This is a genomic window from Pseudomonas sp. GV105, assembly GCF_003058185.1.
GTDB lineage: Bacteria > Pseudomonadota > Gammaproteobacteria > Pseudomonadales > Pseudomonadaceae > Aquipseudomonas > Aquipseudomonas veronii.
This window is the reverse complement of record NZ_QBUF01000002.1, coordinates 399,968-419,377: the sequence shown is the minus strand read 5'-3', so window position 1 is coordinate 419,377 and position 19,410 is coordinate 399,968. Positions and strand designations below refer to the sequence as shown.

The 19,410-nt window shown below is 63.3% G+C and carries 19 protein-coding genes; 9 read left to right on the top strand and 10 right to left on the bottom strand.

Going from position 1 to position 19,410, the window contains the following annotated elements:
* The first annotated feature begins 144 nt into the window (after nt 1-144).
* Nucleotides 145-906: a response regulator gene (locus C8K66_RS05670; RefSeq protein WP_046385333.1), complete on the top strand. Its 762-nt coding sequence runs from the start codon at nt 145-147 to the stop codon at nt 904-906.
* On the top strand, nt 906-1,940 hold the full coding sequence (locus tag C8K66_RS05665; RefSeq protein ID WP_046384182.1) for a HAMP domain-containing sensor histidine kinase: 1,035 nt from the start codon (nt 906-908) through the stop codon (nt 1,938-1,940). The genes C8K66_RS05670 and C8K66_RS05665 overlap by 1 nt, the downstream gene beginning before the upstream one ends.
* Nucleotides 1,941-1,983: 43 nt before the next feature.
* On the opposite strand, the gene C8K66_RS05660 is transcribed toward C8K66_RS05665, so the two are convergent.
* From C8K66_RS05660 to C8K66_RS05620, 9 genes are all read right to left on the bottom strand, one after another.
* Nucleotides 1,984-3,045, bottom strand: coding sequence for an AI-2E family transporter (locus C8K66_RS05660; RefSeq protein WP_046384183.1), 1,062 nt, complete (start codon nt 3,043-3,045; stop codon nt 1,984-1,986).
* A 72-nt stretch (nt 3,046-3,117) separates the two neighbouring features.
* Nucleotides 3,118-3,936, bottom strand: coding sequence for a DUF4892 domain-containing protein (locus C8K66_RS05655; protein WP_046486363.1), 819 nt, complete (start codon nt 3,934-3,936; stop codon nt 3,118-3,120).
* A gap of 114 nt (nt 3,937-4,050) precedes the next feature.
* Nucleotides 4,051-4,905, bottom strand: a complete 855-nt coding sequence (locus tag C8K66_RS05650; protein ID WP_046384185.1) for an alpha/beta hydrolase — start codon at nt 4,903-4,905, stop codon at nt 4,051-4,053.
* A complete protein-coding gene (locus C8K66_RS05645) occupies nt 4,902-5,705 on the bottom strand; it encodes an alpha/beta fold hydrolase (protein WP_017846789.1) in 804 nt (267 codons plus the stop codon). The genes C8K66_RS05650 and C8K66_RS05645 overlap by 4 nt, the downstream gene beginning before the upstream one ends.
* Before the next feature lie 97 nt (nt 5,706-5,802).
* Nucleotides 5,803-6,246 carry a hotdog fold thioesterase gene (locus C8K66_RS05640; RefSeq protein WP_017846788.1) on the bottom strand — a complete coding sequence of 148 codons (444 nt, stop codon included), beginning with the start codon at nt 6,244-6,246 and terminating at the stop codon, nt 5,803-5,805.
* A gap of 30 nt (nt 6,247-6,276) precedes the next feature.
* A complete protein-coding gene (locus tag C8K66_RS05635; RefSeq protein WP_108524433.1) occupies nt 6,277-7,932 on the bottom strand; it encodes an AMP-binding protein in 1,656 nt (551 codons plus the stop codon).
* Nucleotides 7,933-8,017: 85 nt separating this feature from the next.
* Nucleotides 8,018-8,467 (bottom strand): phosphohistidine phosphatase SixA, encoded by a 450-nt coding sequence (sixA, locus tag C8K66_RS05630; RefSeq protein WP_057003702.1) that lies wholly within the window; start codon nt 8,465-8,467, stop codon nt 8,018-8,020.
* Entirely contained in the window at nt 8,464-8,811 is a 348-nt protein-coding gene (locus C8K66_RS05625) for a DUF4389 domain-containing protein (protein ID WP_017846785.1), read from the bottom strand. Before C8K66_RS05625 ends, sixA begins: the two co-directional genes overlap by 4 nt.
* Nucleotides 8,812-8,821: 10 nt before the next feature.
* Entirely contained in the window at nt 8,822-9,847 is a 1,026-nt protein-coding gene (locus tag C8K66_RS05620; protein WP_017846784.1) for an NAD(P)H-dependent glycerol-3-phosphate dehydrogenase, read from the bottom strand.
* A 195-nt stretch (nt 9,848-10,042) separates the two neighbouring features.
* Here C8K66_RS05620 and C8K66_RS05615 point away from each other — a divergent pair, with 195 nt between their 5' ends.
* From C8K66_RS05615 to C8K66_RS05585, 7 genes are all read left to right on the top strand, one after another.
* Complete coding sequence (locus C8K66_RS05615) at nt 10,043-12,163, top strand: TonB-dependent receptor domain-containing protein (RefSeq protein ID WP_353847389.1); 2,121 nt, start codon at nt 10,043-10,045, stop codon at nt 12,161-12,163.
* 1 nt (nt 12,164) lies between these two features.
* Nucleotides 12,165-13,094, top strand: coding sequence for an ABC transporter substrate-binding protein (locus tag C8K66_RS05610; RefSeq protein ID WP_046384189.1), 930 nt, complete (start codon nt 12,165-12,167; stop codon nt 13,092-13,094).
* Entirely contained in the window at nt 13,091-14,992 is a 1,902-nt protein-coding gene (locus tag C8K66_RS05605; protein ID WP_108524431.1) for an ATP-binding protein, read from the top strand. Before C8K66_RS05610 ends, C8K66_RS05605 begins: the two co-directional genes overlap by 4 nt.
* 249 nt (nt 14,993-15,241) lie before the next feature.
* Nucleotides 15,242-15,757: a 3-hydroxyacyl-[acyl-carrier-protein] dehydratase FabA gene (fabA, locus tag C8K66_RS05600; protein WP_003190035.1), complete on the top strand. Its 516-nt coding sequence runs from the start codon at nt 15,242-15,244 to the stop codon at nt 15,755-15,757.
* An 11-nt stretch (nt 15,758-15,768) separates the two neighbouring features.
* Nucleotides 15,769-16,989 carry a beta-ketoacyl-ACP synthase I gene (gene fabB / locus C8K66_RS05595; protein WP_017846780.1) on the top strand — a complete coding sequence of 407 codons (1,221 nt, stop codon included), beginning with the start codon at nt 15,769-15,771 and terminating at the stop codon, nt 16,987-16,989.
* A gap of 223 nt (nt 16,990-17,212) precedes the next feature.
* Nucleotides 17,213-17,629, top strand: coding sequence for an OsmC family protein (locus tag C8K66_RS05590; RefSeq protein WP_046384191.1), 417 nt, complete (start codon nt 17,213-17,215; stop codon nt 17,627-17,629).
* Between the two features lie 64 nt (nt 17,630-17,693).
* The gene (locus C8K66_RS05585) at nt 17,694-18,560 is read left to right on the top strand and encodes a pirin family protein (protein WP_046384192.1); all 867 of its coding nucleotides are present in this window, start codon (nt 17,694-17,696) and stop codon (nt 18,558-18,560) included.
* Between the two features lie 98 nt (nt 18,561-18,658).
* Here C8K66_RS05585 and C8K66_RS05580 read toward each other — a convergent pair whose 3' ends face one another.
* Nucleotides 18,659-19,387: a dienelactone hydrolase family protein gene (locus C8K66_RS05580; protein ID WP_108524430.1), complete on the bottom strand. Its 729-nt coding sequence runs from the start codon at nt 19,385-19,387 to the stop codon at nt 18,659-18,661.
* Nucleotides 19,388-19,410 lie beyond the last annotated feature (23 nt).

Sequence of the window (19,410 nt, the reverse complement as noted above, 5' to 3'; positions counted from 1 at the left end):
CATTTGTATCAAAGCAGATACATTCACGACATGCCCTCAACACGCCCTACCGCTAGCCTCGCCCGCACGACCCACCGACCAGCACTACCAGCCATGGGGCTGGGCGCCTATGCTGACCGCTACCACCAGGCAGATGATCGCACTATGCATACTTCCGTCCCGCTGAACGACGAGCAAAAAAACGCGGTGAGCGCCGATGAAAAGCGCTGGAACACCCGCGCGCTGATTGTCGACGACGATGTGCCGATCCGCGAACTGCTGATCGACTACCTGGCACGCTTTAACATTCTCGCCACCGGCGTCACCGACGGCACCGCGATGCGCGTGGCGATGCAAGCCGAAACCTTTGATGTGGTGGTGCTCGACCTGATGCTGCCGGGCGAAGACGGCCTGTCACTGTGCCGCTGGCTACGCGCCGAGTCGGACATTCCGATCCTGATGCTCACCGCCCGCTGCGAACCCACCGACCGCATCATCGGCCTGGAACTGGGCGCCGACGACTATATGTCCAAGCCGTTCGAGCCGCGTGAATTGGTGGCGCGCATCCAGACCATCCTGCGCCGGGTGCGCGACGACCGCACCGAGCAGCGCGCCAATATCCGCTTCGATAACTGGCGGCTCAACAGCGTGTTGCGCCAATTGGTGGCCGACGATGGCCTGGTGGTGCCGCTGTCCAACGCCGAGTTCCGCCTGCTATGGGTGTTTATCGAGCGGCCGCGCCGGGTGTTGAGCCGCGAACAGTTGCTGGATGCGGCCCGCGGTCGTTCCATCGAGGCCTTCGATCGCAGCATTGACCTGCTCGTCTCGCGCCTGCGCCAGAAGCTGGGCGATGACCCCAAAGCACCGCAGTTGATCAAGACCGTGCGCGGTGAAGGCTATCTGTTCGACGCACGGGATATCGGCTGATGCGCAACGCCCTCAACACGCTGTTCGGCCGCTTGTTCGGTGTGTTGCTGTTGGCGATTGTACTGGCCCATGCGTTGGCATTTTTCTGGTTCCACCACTATGACCCGCCTCCTCCGCCGCGCAAGGACACCTTCGTCGAGCAACCGGACGGCACGATGAGGCCGCTGCCTAAACGCCCTCGCCCATGGTTTGGCGGCCCGGTGGTGCCGCTGACGTTTCAGTTTTTCTCGTTGATCATCGCCGCCTGGTATGGCGCCAAATTGTTGAGCCGGCCGATCCAGCGCCTGAGTGAGGCCGCCGAGCGCTTGAGCCTGGACCTCGACAGCCCGCCTCTCGACGAATCGGGCCCCCGGGAAGCCCAGCAGGCCGCGTCAACCTTCAACCTGATGCAAAAACGTATTCGCGAACAAGTCGGTCAGCGCGCGCGCATGCTCGGCGCGGTCTCCCATGACCTGCGCACCCCGCTGTCGCGCCTCAAGCTGCGCCTGGAGCAGATCGAAGACGCCAAGCTGCAAGGCCAGATGCGCCAGGACCTGAACGACATGATCGGCATGCTCGACGCCACCTTGAGCTACCTGCACGAACAACGCACCAGCGAAAGCCGGCACTGGCTGGATGTGCAGGCGCTGGTGGAGTCGATCAGTGAGAACGCCCAGGACCAAGGTTCCAATGTGCAATGTGCCGGCACCTGTGCGCCTTTGCAGGTGCAGCCGATGGCGTTGCGTTCATGCCTCAACAACCTGATCGACAACGCCTTGCGCTACGCCGGCAGCGCGCGCGTGGAACTGGAGGACAGCCGCGAGGCCCTGACCATCCGCGTGATTGACCACGGCCCCGGGATTGCCGCCGACAAGCGCGAGGCGGTGTTCGAACCGTTCTATCGGCTGGAAGGCTCGCGCAACCGCAACTCCGGCGGCGTGGGCCTGGGCATGACCATCGCCAAGGACGCGGTGGAACGCCTGGGCGGACGGTTGAGCCTCGAGGAAACCCCGGGCGGTGGGTTGACTGCCGTGATGTGGTTGCCCCGCGCCTGACGGCCAACGCCGTCCAACTCCCCCATAAATCTTGGCCACTCAGCTACAGCGGTTCGTCTTCGCGGCGGCTCTGGGCCTGGGTCGCGCTCCAATCCATCAGCAGGCTGTACGCCACGGCGAGCAAGGTCGGGCCGATAAACAGGCCGATGAAGCCAAACGCGATCAGGCCGCCGAATACCCCGAGCAACACGATCACCAGCGGCAGGTTGCCGCCACGGCTGATCAGGTACGGCTTGAGCACGTTGTCCACGCCGCTGATGATGAACGTGCCCCACACGCCGAGGAACACTGCGTAGGTGTAATCGCCCTTCCACGCCAGCCAGGCCGTGGCCGGAATCCACACCAGCGGCGGCCCCATGGGGATCAGGCTGAGCAGGAACGTGACGATACCCAGCACCAGCGCGCCCGGCACCCCGGCGATCAGGAAGCCGATCAGCGCGAGCACGGCCTGGGCGGCGGCCGTACCGATCACGCCATTGACCACGCGCTGCACGGTGCCGGCCACCAGTTCGATGTAGTAACCGGCACGTTCGCCGATCAAGCGCTCCAGCAGGCGGTGGACGAACATCGCCAGGCGCGGCCCGTCACGGTAGAAAAAGAACACGAACACCAGGCTGAGGGTCAGTTCCAGGATGCCGCCGCCGATCTGCGCGCTGCGCGCCAGCAGCCAGTTGCCCACCTGCCCCAGGTACGGCTTGAGGCTGACCATCAGCGCCGCGCCCTGCTGGTCGATGCTGTCCCACATCGCCACCAGCCGTTCTCCGACAAAGGGAATCGACCCCAACCAGGCCGGTGCCGCCGGCAAACCGTCGACCTGAATATCCTTGATCAACGTCACCGCGTCGCGCACATGGTCCGCGAGGTTGAACCCCAGCCATACCAGCGGCACCGCCACCAGCAGCATCCAGCCCAAGGTCAGGATGCCAGCGGCCAGGGATTCGCGGCCGCCCAGCCAGCGGGTCAGCAACACCATCAGCGGCCAACTGGCAAACGCCAGCACCGCCCCCCAGAACAGCGCCGACCAGAACGGCGCCATCACCCAGAAGCTGGCACCGAACAGCACCAGCAGCAGGATTTGCACCAGCAGGCGATCGTTATTGAGCATGGAGTTTCTCTAGGAAAAGGCTGAAGGCAGTCAGTTTAGGCGAACGGCGCGGGTCCGTTCGCCCTGTTTCGGTCAGCGTATCAGATGCAGGTGCAGGCCTTTGGCTGGCTCGGTACCGGTTTCCAAGCGTGCGGCCCGCACGCCCTTGTCAATCAGGGCCTGGCGCCACGCTTCGGCATGGGGGCCGGTCAAACTGACACGCAGGGTGGTGTCGAGGTTCAAACCGCGGGAAATCAGGGTCAACCAGGTGGCATCGGGGTCCGTCCCCAAAGCCGGGAAATCCAGCTCGCCAGTGCTTTTGAGTTCGCGCAACAGCGTGGCTGAGGTCGGCAGCAGCTCCCCAAGCGGGGTGCCGGCATCGATCTGTTCGACATGCAGGTAAGCCCGGCGATTGCCGCGGGTGATGCCGTACAACGCCACCAGGGAATTGTCCTGCGGGGCGGCCAGACGCAACAGCAGGTATTCCTGCTGGCCATCGGCGCCGACCAACTTGGCATTACCGAACACTTCATTGGCCCACAGGCTGCTTTCACCGCAGTCACGGGCCTGGCACCAGAACAACAGCTGCGCGCCCTGCTGCTGCAGCGCTTCGCGCGTGGCGGTGAACGCAGCGCTGGAGGTGTGCTCGGCGGGCAGTTCATAGGTGATGGCGGTGGCCTGGCCGCGCGCGGTGGCCTGGGCTTCGTAACGCAACTGGCCGCTGATCTTGCGGATCGCGCCCATGGGGTAGATGCGCTCTTTTTCTTCGGCGGGACGATAATCGACGATTTGCGCGTCGACCTGACGGGCCACGGCGGGCAAGTCCTGGCTACCCGGAACATCGGCGGCGAACACCAACGGGCTGAACACACACAGCCCGAGGGCACGGATACAGCCTTTACGCACGCTCATCGGATAGTTGAGCCCTGGCCATCGGAGGTCGCAGCAGTTTCAAGATCGGTGTTGAGATCGTTCATGGTTGACTCCCTTTCAATCCGCCCAGCCTCGGCAGTTGACCGCGCCAAGTCAAGGTGCAGAGAAGAACCGATTGAAACAGTCTGCAACAAGGACCGCGCCCGCCTCGTCATTCAAGTGCAAATGATGGCCACCGGGCAGGGTCGTCACGGTAAACGGTAGCTGGGAAAGCAATTCGGGATGTCTCGCCAGCATGCCGTCAGCGGCCACCACCAGTTGAGTAGGGCAACCTACGCGGCACACGAAAGCCATGGCTTGCTCGTCGGTCAGACGCATCGGCGATGCCAGGGTCAAGCGGCTGTCCGTTCGCCAGGTGTAACCGCCCGGCACCGGCATCAAACCGCGCTGGGCCAGCAGTTCAGCGGCTTCGCGGCTGACGGCCACCAGCCCCTTCATCCGCGCTTCGACGGCGCGATCAAGGTTGCTGTAGACCGGCTTGCGCTTGCCCTGCAGGTTCAATTGCGCCTGCAACGCCATGCCCAGGCGTTCGGCGGCGTTCTCGCCGGAGGCGGTCGGCGGGATCACACCGTCGATCAAACCCAGGTGCGTCACCCGCTCCGGCAAGGCACCGGCCAATACCAGGGAGACGATGGCGCCGAGGGAATGGCCAAGTAATGCAAAACGTTTCCAGCCCAGTTGTTCGGCGACCTGCAGCACATCGTGGACGTAATCCCACAAGGCATAACCGGCCCCCGTCGGACGATGCGCCGAATGCCCGTGGCCGGCCATGTCGAGGGCGACGATACGCATGCCCTGCAGTTTCGGCGCCAACCGCGCGAAGCTGTTGGCGTTGTCCAGCCAGCCATGCAAGGCGATCACCGGCAGACCGTCTTCGGGACCGAACAGATGCGCGGCCAATTCGATATGCGGCAGGCTCAGGCGCACTTCTTCGACCGGTGTACTCATGCGCAACTGCGCTCGCGGGCTTCCCAACGGGCGAACAGCTGCTTGAGCAAGGTCGCGGTGTCCTGGGGGCGTTCGAGGGGGAACATGTGGCCGCCGGGCATGGTGAGCATTTCTCCCATGGGCAGGCGCCCGACGCCGCTGGCGTGGTGGCGCATCACCACCCGGCTCTGGCGCCCGCGCACCACCGCCAGCGGCACTTTCAACTGGCGCACCTGGCCCGGGCTGGTGTGGGGCACGCCCCGGTAGATACTGATTTCAGTGGCCGGATCGAAACGCAGGCGCAGGCGATCGCCGACCTGATACAGGCCATGTTGCAGGTAAGCGTCGAAGCATTCCGGGTCGAAGCCGCGAAACAGGGTCTTGCCGGCGAAGTAACTGCGCGCGGCGTCCAGGTCGGCGAATTCTTCACGGCGGCCCAGGGTGCGCCCGGCCGGGGTGAGGCGGTCGATAAAACCAAAGCGCTTGGCGGCGCGGATCACCCAGCGGTCGGCACGGGTCAGCACCGGCGAGTCGAGCATCACCACGCCGCGATACAACTGCGGGCAGCGCATGGCCGCGTGCAAATGCAACACGCCGCCCAGGGAATGGCCCACGCCCCACACCGGCTCGGGCTGCTGTTGCAGATGGTGGATCAGTTCGTCCACCAGGTTCTGCCAGTTGTCGTCCACCGGAAACCGTGGATCGTGGCCGTGCTGCGGCAGGTGCGCGACGGTATATTCCGGGGCCAGGCCGGCAAACAACTTGCCGTAGGTAGCCGAAGGGAAGCCATTGGCGTGGGCAAAAAACACGTGCTGCGACATACCGGTTCCATCTATAAAAACAGACATTGATTGTCACCACGCCCGACCGTTACGGCAATGACCGTAACCGCCAGGAATGATGACACTCTCGCCACGCCTATCGCGCCGGCGGGTTCTCGCCCAGGGGCACTACGGCCATGGTCAGGCGCGAGACGCAGCTGGACTTGCCATCATCGTTGGTCAGGCGGATGTCCCACACCTGGGTGGTGCGGCCGATATGAATCGCCCTCGCCACCGCCGTCACCCGCCCGCTGCGCACCCCGCGCAGGTGGTTGGCGTTGACCTCGAGGCCGACGCAATAGAACTTGCTCGCATCGATGCACAGGTAGGCCGCCATGGAGCCGACGCTTTCGGCCAGCACGACCGACGCGCCGCCGTGCAGCAGGCCGTAGGGCTGATGGGTACGCTGATCGACCACCATGCTGGCGGTCAGGGATTCTTCGTCGAAACTTTCGAAGCGAATGTCCAGCACTTCACCGATGGTGTTTTTCTGCAGAGCGTTGAGTTGTTCGATATTGGGTTGGGTGCGCCACAGGCTCATACCGTTGTCCCTATTGGTTTTATGATGACCCTAATCCTGCCACAGAATGACTTCGGTGCGCTCGCTCCACACCTGAAACTGTGGGCCGTAGGTCGATTCGATGACATTGCGCCTGATCTTCAAGGTCGGTGTCAGGAAGCCGTTTTCCACCGCCCAACTGTCTTTCACCACCACCAATTGACGCAGGCGCTCATGCTTGTCCAACGCCGCGTTGACCTGCTCCAGCCAGCGTTCAAGGCTGCCGTGCAAGGCCTGGCGCGCATCCGCCGGGCCCGCCGCCGACAGCACGCACAGGCCCATCGGCGCAGGCAGGCCGTCGCCGACCACACACACCTGTTCGATCCGCGCATGTTCGGCCAGGCGGTTTTCGATTGGCGCCGGGGCCACGTACTTGCCCTTGCTGGTATTGAAGATTTCCTTGAGACGCCCGGTCAGGCGCAGACGGCCCTCGGCGTCCTGCTCGCCCTTGTCGCCGGTGCGCAGGAAGCCGTCCGGGGTGAGGGTTTCGGCGGTTTTTTCCGGGTCCTTGAAGTAACCGAGCATGGTCGCGCCACTGCGCACCTGCACTTCGCCGAGCGGGTCGATACGCACTTCAACGCCCGGGCACGGCAGGCCGATCCAGCCGATTGTCTGCTGGCCGGGGCGACACACATGGGAATAGCCGCAACTCTCGGTCATGCCGTACACCTCCAGCACATCCAGGCCCAGGCGCTGATACCAGCGCAACAAGGCTTCGGGCACCGGCGCCGCGCCGGACAGCGCAATGCGTAGCGCGTCCAGGCCCAGGCCGGCCAGCACCTTGCGGCCCACGCGTTTGCCGATAAAGGGCAGCCGCAACAGGCGCTCCAGGCGCGTCGCCGGGATCTTGCCGTAGACGCCCATCTGGAATTTGGTCCAGATACGCGGCACCCCGAACAGCGCCGTCGGCCGTGCCCGACGCAGGTCCCTCAGAAAAGTCTCAAGGCTTTCGGCGAAATACACGGTTTGCCCGGTATAGATCGCCGCCAATTCCACAAACATCCGCTCCGCCACATGGCACAAGGGCAGGTACGACAGCAGCCGGTCACCCTCCCCCAGGCCGAACAATTCGGTGCCACCAGTGGCGGCAAAGCCCAGGGCGCCGAAGCTATGCATCACGCCCTTGGGCAGGCCGGTGGTGCCGGAGGTGTAGATGATGGTGGCCAGATCCGACGCGGCAGGTAGCGGCTGATCCTGGATCGGTGAACAGGCTTGCAGCTCGGCCCAGCTGAAATCCAAGTCGCCCGCCGGACACAGCGGCAGGCCGATGGTGGGCACGTCGGCCGGAACCCCGGGCGCCATGGCGGGCCAGTCATCGAGCTTGCCGATGAACACCAGCGCCGCCTCGGAGTGCTTCAGCACATGGGCGACGGAATCGGCGGTGAGGTTGGGATAGAGCGGCACCGAGACATGCCCGGCCATCCAGATGGCCAGGTCGGCGATGATCCAGTGCGCGCAATTTTTCGAGATCAGGGCTACGTGCGAACCCTGGGGCAGTTCCCTCGCACGCAGCCAATGCGCGGCGCAGCGGGCCTGGTGGCCGACCTCGGCCCAAGTGAGGGTCTGTACCTCGTCGCCGCCGACGGGCTGCACCAGGAAGGGTTTGCGCGGATGCCGCGCTTCACGTTCGAAGAAGACCTGCAACGGCAAACGAAAAGCGACGGGCATGGGACGCGCTCCTTTGTGGTCCGATGATAGCCAACCAAGCACTTGCTCGGCTGACTATATAGCACACACAAAGCAGTGAAAGCGCCTACGGGTGTTTCACACTGACCAGGCTCATCAGCCCCGCCAGCGGGCATTCCCCCTCCAACTCCGCCAGGCTGGCGGTGTACATCGGCAGCGGTTGACGCTGATGACCATGCTGCAAAAAGCTGATCAGGCTGCCGACCAGCGGCTGATGGCTGACCAGCAGCACATTCTCATCCGTGTCGAGCTTTTCCAGCACCTGCTGCGGATTGCCGTCCGGTGTCAGCCAGGGCACGGTGCGGATGTCCGGCACGAAGCCCAGCGCTTCACGCACCAACTGCGCGGTCTGCTGCGCCCGTACATACGGGCTGGCAATGATCGCGCTGATGGGCTGGCCGATCAGGTGCGCCGCGCTGCGCAAGACTTCGGCGCGGCCATGCTCGGTCAGCTCGCGCTCGGCATCGGTGCGGGCATGCGCTTGGGCCTCACCGTGCCGCAAAATCCACAGTTTCACAGTTTTGGCTCTTCATCGCGCACCGGGTGCGGTGCTGGCGGCACGCTGTGGGCGGCTTCGCCTTCCGGCGCACGCGGCGTCGGCCAGTCGGCGAATGGCCAGGGCTTTTGCTCGGTGTGGAAACTGCCGAAGCGGCCGATCTGCGCGAGGAACTGGCTCAGGCTGTCGCCAAAATTCATCAGGCCCAGGTTCGGCGCGCCGTAGACCAGCCGGTAAATCAGTTGCACCACCACCAACGCACCGAGCAGGAATTGCGCCACTTGCCACACCAGGGCAAACACCAGCATCCACAAGATGCGCAGGGCGATGGACTCGTACTTGGGAGCTGCTTTCGGATCGTTCATGACGCGTTCCTCAGTTGAAACCACTGGTGGAAATAAAGTCGACATCGGTTTTCGGCTCGGCGCGCATCAGCAATTCGATGACCTGATTCAGGGTGCGCCCTTCAAACAGGATCGCGTGCAACCCGGCGACCAGCGGCATGTACACGCCGGCCTCCTGGGCCTTGGCCTTGAGCACCTTGAGGGTATTGACCCCTTCGGCCACTTCGCCCAGGCGCGCCACGGCGTCCTCCAGGCTCAGGCCCTGGCCGAGGGCGAAACCGACCTGATAGTTACGGCTTTTCGGCGACGAGCAGGTGACGATCAGGTCGCCCACGCCCGCCAGGCCCAGGAACGTCATCGGGTTGGCGCCCTGGCTCACCGCGAAGCGGGTCATTTCCGCCAGCGCGCGGGTGATCAGCATGCTCTTGGTGTTCTCGCCCATGCCCAGCGCCACCGCCATCCCGGCAATGATCGCGTAGACGTTTTTCAGCGCACCGCCCAGCTCGACGCCGAAACGATCGCCACTGGCGTACACGCGGAAGGTGCGCCCATGCAGCACGGCCTGGACCCGCTCACACAGTGCTTCATCTTCACTGGCGATCACGGTGGCGGTCAGCGCATGTTCGGCCACTTCCCGCGCCAGGTTCGGCCCGGACAGCACGCCGATGCGCGCCTGCGGGGCGATCTCTTCGAGGATTTCGCTCATCAGCTTGAAGGTGTGCGCCTCGATGCCCTTGGTCAAACTGACCAGCAGCTTGCCCGCCAGGCGTTCGGCGTGAGGCGCGAGTACCGAACGCAACGCACTCGAAGGCAGCGCGACGAAACACAGCTCGCAGGCCTCCAGGGTCGCCTGCAAGTCGGTGACCGGCTCGACCGCCGGATGAATCTTGATGCCTTTAAGGTAACGAGGGTTTTCTCGATGGACGCGAATGGCCTCGGCCTGTTCGGGATCGCGCATCCACTGGCGCACCGCATGACCGTTCTCAGCCAGCAGGTTAGCCACGGCGGTACCAAAACTTCCGCCTCCCAGGACCGCAATAGGGCGCTGTTCAGTCATATGCAATCCGTTAATCCATACCAGTGGCGATGGCCGCATTATACGGAGCCCCCCGCTTGCGGCCAGCCCCCGTATCAATTCACACGCCTGTCGGAAAATGCCATAGCGACGCGGGGTAATTGCAAAGGCGACGACTGGCAAATGGCCCGGCCTCGGTTAACATGGTCGGCTATCCGTAATTATCAAGGCCGTGCCGTGTATTTGGGCCCTCCTCCCCGTTCATCGTTGTGGTTGATGCTGTTGTGCAGCGGCGCGGTGTTCGCCGACGACCTGTTCCTCGACAACCAACCGCTGCCACAGGTGCTGACTGCCACTCGCCTCAAACAATCGGCCGCCGCCGTGCCCGGCAGCATGACCGTGATCGACAGCGAACTGATCAAGGCCAGCGGCGCGCGGGACATCGCTGAGTTGCTGCGGCTGGTGCCGGGCATGATGGTCGGCTACACCAGCGGCAACCAGGCGGCGGTGAACTACCACGGCACCAATGCCAGCGATGCGCGACGCATGCAGGTCTTGATCGACGGCCGCTCGGTGTACCGCGCAGGCCTGGCCACGGTGGACTGGAGCGATATTCCGGTGGCCATGGAAGACATCGAGCGCATCGAAGTGTTCCGCGGGCCCAACACCGTCAGCTACGGCGCCAATGCGTTGATGGCTGTGGTGAATATCCTCACGCGCTCACCGGCCGACAGCCACGGTTCAAGGGTAAAAGTGGTACGCGGCGAACGCGGGATCAACGACTTCTATGCCAGCCAGGGCGTAGGCTGGGAAACCGGCGACCTGCGCCTGTCGATGTCCGGGCAGCAGGACGATGGCTTTGACAGCAACGCGGTGGGCGCCGACCGTCGTGACGGCCGGCGTCTCAACCGCTTCAGCCTGGCGGTGAGCCAGACGCTGAACACACAACAGAGCATCGACTGGCAACTGAATGCCAAGGAAGGGACCAACCAGCGTCCTTATACCTACACGCCGGTATTCGCCGGGATTACCGAGGGCGGCAACAATTCCGACGTTACCGCCAAGGACTATGCCGGCTCCCTGCGCTGGAATTTCGATTTCAATCCCGAACACAGCCTGTATATCCAGGGCTCGGCCCAACAATGGGACCGCCGGCAGATCTGGAAAGCCTGTGACGCCAAGGTGTCGTTCAGCCCGGAATTGACCCGGCTGTGGCAGCTCAACCCCAATTATGCCGAGCGATTGGCCCGGCATATGGACGCTTACACCCCAGACAAACCGCCGCCAGGCAGTAGCGCCGAGCAGGCGCTAGCCGAGCAAGTGCTGAAGCAATGGGGTGATGGCGGTAAAGACCCGGTATGCGGCGACATCGACCAAAGCACCCGCGAAAGCCGCTACGACCTGGAGATCCAGGACACCCTGAGCCTGTCCGACAGCCTGCGCCTGGTCAGCGGTATGAACTATCGCTATGACCGCGCCGACTCCGACACCTATTTCAACGGCACTCTGGATGACACCACCTGGCGCCTGTTCGGCCAGCTTGAATGGCGCGCCAGCGAGCACTGGTTGCTGCAGGGCGGCGCCATGTACGAAGACACCCACCTGAGCGGCAACTCGCTGACGCCGCGGGTGGCGGTCAACTACCTGATCAACCCGCGCCACGGCCTGCGCGCGGTGTACTCCGAGGCGATCCGTTCGCCGGACATGTTCGAGAACAACGTCAACTGGAGCTATCGCGTCACCAACCTCGACTCGCCGGCCTACGGGCAGAATTCCGGGCAGTACTTCGTGGTCACGCGCGGTCCGGGCAACCTCGACAAAGAACTGATGAAATCCCGCGAATTGGGCTATAACGGCTTTTTTGCCGACATCGGGCTGAACATGGACGTGAAACTGTTCTACGACGAAATCACCGACATGATCAGTTCGCCGCTGCGCAACAATCAGTACATTGCCAGCAACGCCAACAGCTCGCGCTTTACCGGCGCAGAATCCCAATTCGACTGGCGCATGAGCAACGCCGACCGCCTGCGGCTGACCTACGCTTACGTCGACGCCAGCACCAGCAACCCGCTGGACAAGGCGCAAACCGCACGCAACAGCGGTTCGGCCGGCTGGTTGCGCGAATGGGGGCAAGGCTGGTCCAGCGCCCTGTTCTACTATGGCGACGACGCCCTTAACCGCTATCGCTTCGAACGGGTCGACCTGCGGGTCGCCAAGCGCATGGCCCTGGGCAACGCCAACGTGGAACTGGCCGGCATGTTGCAACAACGCCTGGACAACCAGCCCACCACCTGGGCCGACAACAACTACGACCATCGCCAAGTGCTCTACTTCAGCGCGGAGTTAGAGTTCTGACATGGGCGCTCAGTCACGGATGACCCTCCTATCTCTCCCCAGACGCTGGCAACGCGGCCTGCTGCTGCTGTGCCTGCTGCTCAGCGTACCGGCCTGGAGCGCCGATATCCTGCTGACCGCCGCCGAAGACGGCGCCGGGGTGCAGGCCTTCGTCCAGGCGCTCACCCAGCAGCGCCCCGACGACCGCGTAACCTTCACCCCCCTCGCCAACCTGCCCGTGCCCAGCCGCCTACCGGCCAATACGCGCCTGATCCTGTTGGACCTGCCCAGCCTAGACTGGCGCCTGCAGGACGCCCAGGGGCCGTCGACCCTGGTGTTGCGCATCAGCCGCCTGCAGGCCCACCAGCGCATGGGCCAGGGCGTGCCGGGCAAAATCAGCCTGCTGTGGAGTGACCCGCCGCTGGAGCGCCAGCTGCGGCTGATCGCCACAATCCTGCCCCAGGCCCGCCGCATCGGCGTGCTCTACGGCGCCGACAGTGAATTCCTGCTCCGCGAATTGCGCCAGTACGCCGCGCCGATGGGCCTGGAGATCGTGCCCCAGCGCTGGGACGACATTAACGACAGTCGCCCGCTGCAGCATTTGTTCAGAAACAGCGATGTGCTGCTCGGCCTTGACGACCCGCAGTTATACAACCCGAAAACCGCGAAGAACCTGCTACTGAGCAGTTATGCCCGGCAACTGCCGCTGGTGGGGCCCAATGCCGGCTTCGTCAAGGCCGGCAGCCTGGCCAGTACTTACAGCGACCAGACCGACTGGCTGGCCGTGCTCGACCGCCTGCTCGATCACCCGCCGGCCGGCTGGCCGCGCGCCGTGTACCCGGAGCGTTTCAAAGTCGTGGGCAACCCGCAAGTCGCACGCTCACTGGGCATCGAACAGGTCGACGAAGCCAACGTCGCCGCCCGCCTGGCCGAAGGAGAACAACGCCCATGACCTTACGTCGTCGTTGGGACATCAACACCCGCACCCAGCTCATCACCCTGGGGCCGGCGCTGTTGCTGACGTTGCTGTTGATCAGCTTCTTCACCTTCGTGCGGATCCAGGACCTGCGCCAGGAACTCGACCACACCGGCCAGTTGATTGCCAACCAATTGGCCCCGGCCACCGAATACGGGGTGATCTCCGGCAACAACGACGTGCTCGACAGCCTGCTGCGCGCGACGCTGGCCACGCCCCATGTGCGCTTCCTGGAGATCCAGGACAGCGCCGAGAACATCCTGGTGTACGTCGAGCAACCGTCGGAAAACCACGACCGCTCGCTGTCGGTCAAAGTGTTCCAGGCCCCGATCCGCCTGCAACATATTCAATTGGGCAATGACTTTTTCCAGGACAACCTCAACGAACCCAAGGCGCCGCGTGCCGACTACCTGGGCCGGGTGATCGTCGGCATGTCCAACGATGCCTTCAGCCAGCGCCAACAGGAGATTCTGTTCAAGGCCGGCGTGCTCGCGCTGTTCGCCCTGCTGTTCACCTTTTTGCTCGCGCGGCGCCTGGCCGCCAGCCTGTCGCAGCCGATCAGCGCGATGGGCAATGCAGTCAAGGCGATCCAGCAAGGCGACTACAAGACCCCGCTGCCGATTGTCGATGACTCCGAACTGGGCGACCTCTCGCGGCACATCAACAACCTTGCCGAAGGCCTCAACCAGGCCAGCCGCGAACAGCAGCAGGCCATGGCGCAACTGATCCAGACCCGCGAGGAAGCCGAACGGGCGAACAACGCCAAGTCGGACTTCCTGGCGATGATGAGCCACGAGCTGCGCACGCCGATGAACGGCGTGCTGGGCATGCTGCAGTTGCTGGAAACCACCGAGATGACCGAAGAGCAGACCGAATATGCGGCACTGGCCTCCGAGTCCACGGAACATTTGCTCAAGGTCATCAATGACATCCTCGACTTCTCGCGCATCGAGCGCGCGGCCCTGGAGCTGGAACACATTCCGTTCAACCTCGCAGACCTGATCAACAGCTGCGCCCAGGCCTTCCAGCACAGCGCCCAGCAGCGCGGGCTGAGCCTCGAACTGCCGATCCCGCCGGGCTTGGACACGTTGCGCGTGCAGGGCGACCCGACGCGTATCCGCCAGATTCTGGTGAACCTGATCGGCAACGCGCTCAAGTTCACCGAGCACGGCAGCGTCAGCGTCGAGCCCCATTGGCAACCCCTCGACCATGAACTGGTGTGGTTCACCTGCACCGTGCGCGACAGCGGCATTGGCATTTCCGCCGAGCGCCTGGAACTGATGTTCGATGCGTTCCAGCAGGCCGACAGTTCCATTTCAAGACGTTACGGCGGCACCGGCCTGGGCCTGCCCATCGCCCGCACCCTGGCCGAACGCATGGGCGGCACCCTGCGCGCGCAGAGCGAAGAAGGTCGCGGTTCGGTGTTCACCCTGGAAATCCCGCTGGCCATCGACCAGCACAGCGTGCCGGCCATCGCCGCCAACGCCGAAGGCAAAACCAGCGCGGGCGACGGCCGCCATGTGCTGCTGGTGGAAGACAACCCGGTCAACCGCACCGTGGTCGAAGCCATGCTGCGCAGCCTGGGCTTTGAAGTCAGCCTGGCCACCGACGGCGCCGAAGCGATCCGCAGCGCCGAGAGCCTGATTTTCACCGCGATCCTGATGGATTGCCGGCTACCGCTGATCGACGGCTACGAAGCCACCCGCCAGATTCGCCAACTGCCGGGCTGCGCCGACCTGCCAATCATCGCCCTCACCGCCAACGCCTTGCAGGGCGATCGGGAACTCTGCCTGGCCGCCGGAATGAACGATTACCTGGCCAAGCCGTTCAAACGCACGGATTTGCAGCAAATCCTGCAGCGTTGGGTGCAATAGCGCCGCGCCATCAGCCAACTGCGACTGGCGTGAAAGACGAAAGTGCGGCAGTCTTAGGCACCCGAACGGACCGATAAACAGGCCCGGTTTAAAATTTCAGTGAACAAGTGTACATTCAGTGCCTTGACGCTGTGACTTTCACTACAACGCAATAGTCTATGTGTAGGCTGCCGATGTGAGGCATGAACGCTTCAGTCGGTTCGGGAAGATTTGCCCTACCCTGCCGCATGGGATTATTGAGGAGCTCGCATGACCAAACAAAACGCCTTTACTCGGGAAGACCTGCTGCGCTGCAGTCGCGGTGAGCTGTTCGGCCCAGGTAACGCGCAACTGCCCGCCCCGAACATGCTGATGGTGGATCGCATCACCCATATCAGTGAAGAGGGTGGCAAGTACGGCAAAGGTGAATTGGTCGCCGAGCTGGATATCACCCCGGACCTGTGGTTCTTCGCCTGCCATTTCGAAGGCGACCCTGTCATGCCGGGCTGCCTGGGCCTCGACGCCATGTGGCAACTGGTCGGTTTCTACCTCGGCTGGCAAGGCTTGCCGGGCCGCGGTCGCGCCCTGGGTTCGGGCGAAGTGAAGTTCTTTGGCCAGGTTCTGCCGAGCGCCAAGAAAGTCACCTACAACATTCAAATCAAGCGCGTCCTCAAGGGCAAGCTGAACCTGGCGATCGCCGACGGTTCGGTGACTGTCGACGGTCGCGAGATCTATACTGCCGAAGGCCTTCGGGTCGGCGTATTCACTTCCACTGACAACTTTTAAGGGTTATCCGCATGCGCCGCGTCGTTATCACTGGTCTGGGCATCGTTTCTTGCCTGGGCAATGACAAAGAGACCGTCACCGCTAACCTGCGTGCAAGTCGCCCTGGCATCCGCTTCAACCCGGAATATGCCGAAATGGGTCTGCGTAGCCAGGTTTCCGGCTCCATCGACCTGCCCCTCGAAGAGTTGATCGATCGCAAGATCTACCGCTTCGTCGGCCACGCTGCCGCCTACGCCTACCTGGCCATGAAGGACGCCATCGCCGATTCCGGCCTGAGCCACGATCAGGTCTCGAACGTGCGTACCGGCCTGATCGCCGGTTCCGGCGGCGCGTCCACCCTGAACCAGATGGAAGCGCTGGACATCCTGCGCGAGAAAGGCGTGAAGCGCGTTGGCCCGTACCGTGTCACGCGGACCATGGGCAGCACCGTTTCCGCCTGCCTGGCCACGCCGTTCCAGATCAAGGGCGTGAACTACTCGATCTCCTCCGCTTGCGCCACCAGTGCTCACTGCATCGGTAACGCGGTTGAGCAGATCCAGCTGGGCAAGCAGGACATCGTGTTCGCCGGCGGCGGCGAAGAAGAACATTGGAGCCAATCGTTCCTGTTCGACGCCATGGGCGCGCTGTCCACCCAGTACAACGACACCCCGGAAAAGGCCTCCCGCGCCTACGACGCCAAGCGTGACGGTTTCGTCATCGCCGGCGGCGGCGGCATGGTGGTGGTCGAGGAGCTGGAACACGCTCTGGCCCGTGGCGCGAAGATCTACGCGGAAATCGTCGGCTACGGCGCCACTTCCGACGGCTACGACATGGTTGCGCCAAGCGGTGAAGGCGCCATCCGCTGCATGCAGATGGCCATGTCAACCGTGGATACCCCGATCGACTACCTGAACACCCACGGCACCTCGACTCCGGTCGGCGACGCCAAGGAAATGGAAGGCGTGCGCGCGGTATTCGGCGACAAGGCACCGGCCATCAGCTCCACCAAGAGCCTGTCGGGTCACTCCCTGGGCGCCGCCGGCGTTCACGAAACGATCTACTGCCTGCTGATGATGGAAGGCAACTTCATGGCCGGCTCGGCCAACATCGAAGAGATGGACCCGGTCGTGGCCGATATGCCGATCCTGACCAAGACCGTCGAAAACGTAAAAGTCGACACCGTGATGAGCAACAGCTTCGGCTTCGGTGGCACTAACGCCACCCTGGTGCTGAAACGCTGGCAGGGCAAGTAAGCCCCGCAGCTTGATCAGATGAAAACGCCCCGACTGGTTCGGGGCGTTTTTTTTGCGCTTGAATTCGGGGTCGCCTCGCCTGTACGCGGGTGTTGCTCCGCTGCCTCGAACTGATGCGGGGAATCCTGCCGCCCCGCCATCTGGAAAAAATCCTGGAACACTTGAGTGCCAGCATGTTCTATAACTGCATGACTTTCTTCCTGCCACGCTTGAGAGGTTCGCCATGCCTGTTACCGTCAACACCCTGAATGCCGACAACTTCCGCCACAGCCTCAACATCGATAACCACGAGTTGTTCACCGATCTGCCCAAAAGCCTGGGCGGTGACGACACCGCGCCCTCGCCCCACGACTATTTCGACGCAGCCCTGGCGTCGTGCAAGGCCCTGACCCTGAAGCTGTATGCGCAGAGAAAGGGCATCCCGCTGACCGGCGTAACCGTGGAAATCACCCACGACGACAGCGAAGAGCAAAAGGGCAAGTACCACCTCAACGTCAAGCTGACGCTCAAGGGCGTGCTCACCGATCAGCAACGCGACGAACTGCACCGCATCGCCGACCGCTGCCCGATACACAAGTTGATGACCACCGCCGAGGTGAGTATCGAGACGAAATTGTCGGAAGGTGCCTTCAGCCAATAGCGGCAACCTCCGGTCGAGCGGGTTATGCTCAGGGCTATCCAACCCGCTCCGACAGGGACGCACCATGACCACCCTCACCGTGATCCGCCCTCGCCTCGAAGATGTCGAAGGCCAGCCCATCCTGCGCCCGCTGCCATCGCGAGAATGCCGTAGCGTCGGGCCGTTCGTGTTTTTCGACCATATGCTGGCGACCCGCTATGCACCGGGCAGCGGCATGAATATCCGCCAGCATCCGCACATCGGCCTGTCGACCCTCACCTACCTGTTCGAAGGCACCTTGCAGCACAAGGACAGCCTCGGTTCGGACCAAATGGTGCAGGCCGGCGATGTGAGCTGGATGACCGCCGGCAGCGCGATTGCCCACGTCGAGCGCACGCCCGAAGCAATCAAGAGCAAGGGGTTCAGCCTGCATGGGCTGCAAGTGTGGCTCGCCTCCCCCAGGGACCACGAGAGCGGCCCGGGGCATTACAGCCACCATCCGGCAGCCAGCTTGCCCACCAGCGACAACCTGGGCGTGCAGATCCGCCTGATCGCCGGCAATGGCTTCTGCCTCAAATCACCGGTGCCGGTGCTGTCGCCCACGCTGTACGCCGATGTGCAGATGCAGACGGCCACCACCCTGCTGATCCCCGACGAGCATGAAGAACGCGCGGTGTATGTGCTGGAGGGTGACGTACAGTTGGACGGTGAGCCGCTTGAGGCACACAGCCTGGTGGTGTTGCCGAGCGGACAGGCGATGACCCTGTCTGCCGACAGCGATTGTCACCTGGTGGTGTTCGGTGGCGCGCCGCTGGATGGGCCACGCCGGATCAACTGGAATTTTGTCGCGAGCGACCCGGCCGTGATCGAGCAGGCCCGGCAGCGTTGGGCGGCTGGGGATTGGCCAACGGTGCCCGGTGAAACCGAAAGAATTGAGTTGCCGGTGAGATAGCCGCCTGCTCCCACATTTAACCGCGTTTACCCTGTAGGAATGCGCTCGAATGTGGGAGCTGGCTTGCTCGCGATGAGGCCAGGACAGAGGCCAGAGACTTAGCCCTTGAACACTTCATCCAACAAGTTATGCATCGACTGGAACGCCCGCGCAGCGGTCTTCGCGTCGTACATCATCATGCCCGGCACGTTGGCGTGCGGGTCGGTGAAGGAATGCACCGCACCGCCATAGCTCAGCAGTTGCCAATCCACACCGGCCGCGTTCATCTCATCTTCGAACACCGGCAGTTGCGCTTTCGGCACCAGCGGGTCGGAAGCACCATGCAACACCAGCACGGAACCCTTGATGTTCTTCGCATCCGCCGGGTTTGGCGTGTCGAGGGTGCCGTGGAACGACACCGCAGCCTTCAACGCTGCGCCGGTGCGCGCCAGCTCCAGCGCACAGCAACCGCCGAAGCAGAAACCGAAGGTGGCCAACCTGGACGTATCCACCGCAGCTTCGCTCTGGCCTTGCAGTTGCGCTAACGCGGCCTGCATGCGCTTGTTCAGCAACGGGCGGTCATTCTTCAACGGCATCATCGCCGCACCGGCTTCATCGTTATTCGACGGGCGCACGGTTTGCCCGTACAGGTCGGCGATCAGCACCACGTAGCCTTTGCTGGCGACGCGCTTGGCAATCTCTTCGGCCCCTGCACTCACGCCCATCCAGTTCGGTGCCATCAACAGGCCCGGCAGCGGGCCGGTTTGGCTGGCATCGAAGGCCAGGCGGCTTTCATAAGACTGGCCATCAATCTGATAGACCACGGAACGCACAGTGACTTGGCTCATCATTTACTCCAGTTGAGGTTGCA

Excerpts from the sequence above, each read along its gene's own strand:
- C8K66_RS05670 (WP_046385333.1), top strand. The coding sequence starts at position 145 with ATGCATACTTCCGTCCCGCTGAACGACGAGCAAAAAAACGCGGTGAGC.
- C8K66_RS05665 (WP_046384182.1), top strand. The coding sequence starts at position 906 with ATGCGCAACGCCCTCAACACGCTGTTCGGCCGCTTGTTCGGTGTGTTG.
- C8K66_RS05660 (WP_046384183.1), bottom strand. The coding sequence starts at position 3,045 with ATGCTCAATAACGATCGCCTGCTGGTGCAAATCCTGCTGCTGGTGCTG.
- C8K66_RS05655 (WP_046486363.1), bottom strand. The coding sequence starts at position 3,936 with ATGAGCGTGCGTAAAGGCTGTATCCGTGCCCTCGGGCTGTGTGTGTTC.
- C8K66_RS05650 (WP_046384185.1), bottom strand. The coding sequence starts at position 4,905 with ATGAGTACACCGGTCGAAGAAGTGCGCCTGAGCCTGCCGCATATCGAA.
- C8K66_RS05645 (WP_017846789.1), bottom strand. The coding sequence starts at position 5,705 with ATGTCGCAGCACGTGTTTTTTGCCCACGCCAATGGCTTCCCTTCGGCT.
- C8K66_RS05640 (WP_017846788.1), bottom strand. The coding sequence starts at position 6,246 with ATGAGCCTGTGGCGCACCCAACCCAATATCGAACAACTCAACGCTCTG.
- C8K66_RS05635 (WP_108524433.1), bottom strand. The coding sequence starts at position 7,932 with ATGCCCGTCGCTTTTCGTTTGCCGTTGCAGGTCTTCTTCGAACGTGAA.
- C8K66_RS05625 (WP_017846785.1), bottom strand. The coding sequence starts at position 8,811 with ATGAACGATCCGAAAGCAGCTCCCAAGTACGAGTCCATCGCCCTGCGC.
- C8K66_RS05620 (WP_017846784.1), bottom strand. The coding sequence starts at position 9,847 with ATGACTGAACAGCGCCCTATTGCGGTCCTGGGAGGCGGAAGTTTTGGT.
- C8K66_RS05610 (WP_046384189.1), top strand. The coding sequence starts at position 12,165 with ATGGGCGCTCAGTCACGGATGACCCTCCTATCTCTCCCCAGACGCTGG.
- C8K66_RS05605 (WP_108524431.1), top strand. The coding sequence starts at position 13,091 with ATGACCTTACGTCGTCGTTGGGACATCAACACCCGCACCCAGCTCATC.
- fabA (WP_003190035.1), top strand. The coding sequence starts at position 15,242 with ATGACCAAACAAAACGCCTTTACTCGGGAAGACCTGCTGCGCTGCAGT.
- fabB (WP_017846780.1), top strand. The coding sequence starts at position 15,769 with ATGCGCCGCGTCGTTATCACTGGTCTGGGCATCGTTTCTTGCCTGGGC.
- C8K66_RS05590 (WP_046384191.1), top strand. The coding sequence starts at position 17,213 with ATGCCTGTTACCGTCAACACCCTGAATGCCGACAACTTCCGCCACAGC.
- C8K66_RS05585 (WP_046384192.1), top strand. The coding sequence starts at position 17,694 with ATGACCACCCTCACCGTGATCCGCCCTCGCCTCGAAGATGTCGAAGGC.
- C8K66_RS05580 (WP_108524430.1), bottom strand. The coding sequence starts at position 19,387 with ATGAGCCAAGTCACTGTGCGTTCCGTGGTCTATCAGATTGATGGCCAG.